Source organism: Dietzia sp. HMSC21D01 (assembly GCF_001815995.1).
GTDB lineage: Bacteria > Actinomycetota > Actinomycetes > Mycobacteriales > Mycobacteriaceae > Dietzia > Dietzia cinnamea.
The window spans coordinates 1-3652 of the sequence record NZ_KV823790.1 but is presented as its reverse complement, the minus strand read 5'-3'; the positions used below and the strand labels follow the sequence as shown (position 1 = coordinate 3652).

The 3652-nt window shown below is 72.2% G+C and carries 3 protein-coding genes and 2 pseudogenes; 4 read left to right on the top strand and 1 reads right to left on the bottom strand.

Features of this window, described 5'->3' with window-relative positions; translation table 11 throughout:
- A pseudogene (locus tag HMPREF3086_RS04060) lies at window positions 1-347 on the bottom strand (hypothetical protein); the annotation flags it as partial.
- Window positions 348-679: 332 nt separating this feature from the next.
- On the opposite strand from HMPREF3086_RS04060, the gene HMPREF3086_RS04055 reads away from it, so the two are divergent.
- The 4 genes and pseudogenes from HMPREF3086_RS04055 to HMPREF3086_RS04040 all read left to right on the top strand — a co-directional run.
- Complete coding sequence (locus HMPREF3086_RS04055) at window positions 680-1816, top strand: 3-deoxy-7-phosphoheptulonate synthase (protein WP_371441648.1); 1137 nt, start codon at window positions 680-682, stop codon at window positions 1814-1816.
- An 82-nt stretch (window positions 1817-1898) separates the two neighbouring features.
- Window positions 1899-2663 carry an isoprenyl transferase gene (locus tag HMPREF3086_RS04050; RefSeq protein WP_061230071.1) on the top strand — a complete coding sequence of 255 codons (765 nt, stop codon included), beginning with the start codon at window positions 1899-1901 and terminating at the stop codon, window positions 2661-2663.
- The gene (locus HMPREF3086_RS04045) at window positions 2660-3373 is read left to right on the top strand and encodes an MOSC domain-containing protein (RefSeq protein ID WP_232303212.1); all 714 of its coding nucleotides are present in this window, start codon (window positions 2660-2662) and stop codon (window positions 3371-3373) included. The genes HMPREF3086_RS04050 and HMPREF3086_RS04045 overlap by 4 nt, the downstream gene beginning before the upstream one ends.
- A 38-nt stretch (window positions 3374-3411) precedes the next feature.
- Window positions 3412-3652: pseudogene (locus HMPREF3086_RS04040) on the top strand (hypothetical protein); the annotation flags it as partial.

The following is a 3652-nucleotide window of genomic DNA, read 5'->3' as shown; positions in this document are numbered from 1 at the left end:
GGCAGGCGGGTGTGGATCTGCACGCCGGCGGTGACCAGGTGACGGGCGTGCCAGCCGGTCATCGCCATCGCCGCGGCCAGGTGGTGGCAGGCCCGGTCGGCCGGTTCCAGGCGGGCGTGCGCGGGACGGGTATCGGTGCCGGGCTCGCCGTGGGCGGCCTCGTCCAGCGCCTTGAAACTCTCGACCAGCAGGTGCGCGGCATGCAGCCGGGTGGCCCCGGCCAGGTTCTGCGCCAGCGTCACCGACCGCGCCACCTCGCTCAGCGCCGAGGCGTCCAACGACTCCAACGGCTCCCCCACCGCGCGCAGCGCGCCGAGACCGAACGCCCTCGCCGTCGTCGTCTCCACCCCGGTCACCCCCCGCCCGCGCCGCACCCTTATCGAACCTGTGATCGACTCTACCGGCGTGCCACTCAAAGCACAAGTGTGCGATTGGCGGAGAGGGAGGATGAGCGGGTGGTGATCACGAGGGGATGAATGGCCACAGCTGATCGGGTTCTGCTACGGTGGGCCGCATGTCGATCGCTCGCGCATATTGGCGCTTTATGTGGGCTCCGGGTGGAGCCCGCGCCGCGAGCGCACGCGTCCGCTAGACGGATCGTCGACACCCGGAGCCCAGAGGCGGTGACCACCATGGTCGCCGCCTTCCGCCTTTCAACAGCGGCGGATCCGGGTGCGACATGGGCACCGAAGAGGATCACGGCACCCGGCCCGCCACCACCGATTCGTCAGGAGCGACCGCCGTGACCATCACCGCCGAGAACCCCACCCAGACCGCCGACAGGCGCGTCCTGTCGTACTCACCGCTGCCGACCCCGACCGAGATCCTCGGCGAGCTCCCGCTGGGAGAGGCCCGCGAGGCGCTGGTCGAGCGGAGCCGGTCCGAGATCGCCGACGTGCTGGCCGGCCGCGATGACCGCCTGCTCGTCGTGGTGGGCCCCTGCTCGGTTCACGACACCGACGCCGCACTCGACTACGCCGGTCGGCTGGCCCGGCTCGCGGACGAGACGTCCGAGGACCTGCTCATCGTCATGCGCGTGTACTTCGAGAAGCCGCGCACGACGGTCGGCTGGAAGGGCCTCATCAACGACCCCGCGCTCGACGGGAGCTACGACATCCCGCGCGGCCTGCGCACCGCCCGCAAGCTGCTGCTGGACGTGCTCGACCTCGGACTTCCCGTCGGCACCGAGTTCCTCGAGCCGACCAGCCCGCAGTACATCGCCGACGCCGTCTCCTGGGGTGCGATCGGCGCCCGCACCACGGAGAGCCAGGTGCACCGCCAGCTCGTGTCGGGCCTGTCCATGCCGGTCGGCTTCAAGAACGGCACCGACGGCGAGGTCCAGGTCGCGGTGGACGGGTGCCGGTCCTCGGCGGCGGGACACGTGTTCTTCGGCACCGACGCCGACGGCCGCGCGGCGGTCGTGGAGACGGCGGGCAACACGGACTGTCACGTGATCCTGCGCGGCGGCACCCGCGGGCCGAACCACGACGCCGAGTCCGTCGCAGCCGCGGTCGCGGCCGTGGGCAAGGTCGGGCTGCCGGGTCTCGTGATGGTCGACGCCAGCCACGCCAACTCGGGCAAGTCGCACGAGCGCCAGGCCGAGGTCGTGGCCGAGTTGGCCGAGCGCATCGGCGGGGGAGAGCAGGGCATCTCCGGGCTGATGATCGAGAGCTTCATCGAGCCCGGCGCCCAGTCCGTCGAGGCCGAGGAACTGGTCTACGGGCAGTCCGTCACCGACGCCTGCATGGGATGGGACACCACCGCCGACGGGCTGCGTGCCCTCGCCGCGGCGGTGCGCGCCGGCCGACGGAACTGACTCCCGCCGGCCGACGGAGCCGAGCGCGCAGCGGGTCAGGGGCACCACAGAGGAGGCGGTGCCGCGCGGTACTCTTTCCCGCGTGGCCACCTCCCCCCTGTACAAGTTCTACGAGTCCCGACTGCGGTCGTCGCTCGAGGGCAAGAGGCTGCCGCGGCACGTCGCCGTGATGTGCGACGGCAACCGCCGGTGGGCCAAGGAGGCCGGGTTCACCGACGTCGCACACGGCCACCGGGCCGGCGCGGTGAAGATCGCCGAGATGCTGGGCTGGTGTGACGAGCTCGGCATCGACGTCGCCACCATCTACCTCCTGTCCACCGAGAACCTCGGCCGCGACGCCGACGAGCTCGGCGAACTGCTGCAGATCATCGCCGACGTCGTGGACGAGATCACCAGGCCGGAGCGCAACTGGGAGGTCCGCATCGTCGGGCGACTGGAGCTCCTGCCCGAGTGGCTGGCCGATCGCCTGCGTCACGCGGAGCAGGTGAGCACCGGCCGACCGGGCGTCAAGGTCAACGTCGCGGTGGGTTACGGCGGGCGGCAGGAGATCGCCGACGCGGCCCGTGAGCTGGTCGAGCAGCTGATCGACGAGGGCCGGACGGGAGCCGACCTCGTCGACGGGATCACCGTCGAGGGCATCGGGGAGCACCTCTACACGTCCGGGCAACCCGACCCCGACCTCGTGATCCGCACGTCCGGCGAGCAGCGCCTGTCGGGCTTCCTGCTGTGGCAGAGCGCGTACTCGGAGATCTGGTTCACCGAGGCCTACTGGCCGGCGTTCCGCCGCGTGGACTTCCTGCGCGCACTCCGCGAGTACAGCGCCCGCAACCGCAGGTTCGGGCAGTGAGCACCCCGGCGGGATCCTCCGTGCCCGCGTGGTTCACCGTCCGGGCCGTGTGCGTGGTCGACCAGCTGCTGACCGTGCCCGGCCGGGTCGGCGTGACGGCGATCGACAAGCGCCCGGTCGAGGGCCCGGTCCAGGTCCGCGAGTACGGCCTCCACGGCGACGTCCAGGCCGACCGCAAGCACCACGGCGGCGTGTGGAAGGCCGTCTACCTGCTCTCCGACTCCGACGTCGAGCAGTGGGAACCCGAGTTCGGCGGCCCCATCCCGCCCGGCTTCTTCGGCGAGAACCTCCGCGTGACGGGCGTCGACACCTCGCAGCTGCAGATCGGGACGGTGCTCGAGGTCGCCGCTGCAGGTGCTGCCGGTGCCGCCGGGGCACCCGGCCTGCGCATGGAGGTCACCACGCCGCGCATCCCGTGTCAGACCTTCGCCCACCGTGTCGGGAAGCCGCGGTGGGTGCGTCGCTTCACCGAGGGCGGGCGGCCGGGCGCGTACGCGCGGGTCCTCGCCCCGGGTCCGGTCGGGGCGGGCGACGAGATCCGGGTGGTCAGCGAGCCCACGCACGGTGTCACCATCGCCAGGGTGCTGTCCGGGGTCGACGACGACGAGGTCAGCCGCCTCCTCGCCGAGTACGACCTCTCCGAGCTCGCACCGAGCCTCGTCCGGAAGCTGGATCCGGCCACGGACGACCGCCCGGTCGACGCGGACTGAGACACCGCCGGCCGGCCGGATATGGGACGCTGATCCGCATGGGACTCCTCCGGCGATACCGGGCGACCGGCGCGGACCTGCCCTTCGGCGATCCGCTCCGCGCGCACGGCGCGGCCATGGAGGGGTACTTCCTCCGGATCACCGACCGCGAACGCGGGCGCGTGGCCATCGCGCTCATCGGGGTCAACCGGGGACCCGACGGGCACTGGGCGACGCTCGGCCTGGCCTCGGACGAGGTGACGATCCCGCTCGAGGCCGGTGGCGCCCGCCGGCCCGGTG

Coding starts and splice junctions, on each gene's coding strand:
- HMPREF3086_RS04055 (WP_371441648.1), top strand. CDS start 680: ATGGGCACCGAAGAGGATCACGGCACCCGGCCCGCCACCACCGATTCG.